Below are 1,290 nucleotides of genomic sequence, written 5' to 3' on the forward strand. Positions count from 1 at the left end.
CAAACAGATCATTGATGACACTACTGAACTGCGCGTATCGCGGTGCAAAACTGTAACCGCATAGATCCAGTAAGGCGAAGTTAACATGATTGACACCGTGTGTATCTGTCGAGAGTACGTCAGGTTTGATTTCACTGCTGTTGGATTGTAACAGGTCATAAATATAGTGTGATTCGTGCTCGTTGGAACCGATGATCCGAGCATTGAGGGCGCTGTGGTTGGCCACCAGTGTCATGGCCGTGATCCCTTTGTTGGTGCCGAAATACTTAGAGGAGTACCGGGTTTTAAAGGTTTCCAGATGGGTTTCGAATTTCTGACCATCCGCACTGGCGTGCAGCTGGTCCTCCTGAATATGGTAGTGGCGGAAGATGGGTAGCGCTGCAACCGCATTATTGATCACGTCGCTGGCGTCATGCAGCGTTTCAGGCCGGATATAGTTGGCCTGCACCGTACTCAGGTGTTCATAGCTTCGATCGGAGATCTGCGCCATGCCATACACACCACGGTGAGTGGCGTTGGCAATCAGAATGGCCAGTAAATCATCCTGATGAGTGAACCCTTGTTTTTGTATCGGAAGTACATGAGTCAGACATTTCATGAACCCGGTTTCGCGCTCTACATACCGCAGTACATCCGCGATACCGACCGGTTGCATTCGCTTAAAAAAGGGATTGTTGACCAGAGATGTAGCGCTTTTGGTCGGCAGACGCCAGCGGGTACCGGTACGATTTTTCATGATCACATTTCGATTGTCTCCCTCATCAATATGGAGAGCAACGTCTTTGAGTGCACTTTCCAGCCGGTGTTGTTTCTCCTGTAACAATAACTCTGCGGGCTGTTTTAGTCTGTCCAGTGTTGATGAGGCCAGCAAGGTATCCTGCGATGTCTGGGGGATCAGGTCGTCTTCCAGTGCGCGGTATTTGGTAACATTTGGCAAATAAATGCGTCCATTCAGTCGTGAGGTTAACTGCCGGTAGAGCAGCCATTCGTAACGTTGCGGGTTAACGTTATCCTGTTTAACCAACCATGGGAGGTGCTTTTTCGGGATGAGCGACGTATCCATCGTCTTCAGTGGTCCACCGAATGCGATTTCCGTCTGCATCTGTTGAAGTTGGGCGACGACGGCTTCTGAGCCTTTACCGGCCTCACATTCAAGGCACAAGAACACCTGCCTTAACAGTTGCTCCAGGAGATTGCATTGTTCATCGTAATGTTGCCACTGGTACTCTTCCACGGTCCGTTTCTGTTTTTTCAGGTAAAGGCAGAGGGTCTGGATATCCCTGTCATTCA

Annotated in this window: 1 pseudogene; it reads right to left on the reverse strand. The window is 49.7% G+C overall.

The features are described 5' to 3' along the window. Positions 1 to 1,290, reverse strand: a pseudogene (locus R7Q41_RS24055) (Tn3-like element ISShfr9 family transposase); the annotation flags it as partial.

This window comes from Vibrio sp. 2096 (assembly GCF_033339595.1).
GTDB classification, from domain to species: Bacteria; Pseudomonadota; Gammaproteobacteria; order Enterobacterales; family Vibrionaceae; genus Vibrio; species Vibrio alginolyticus.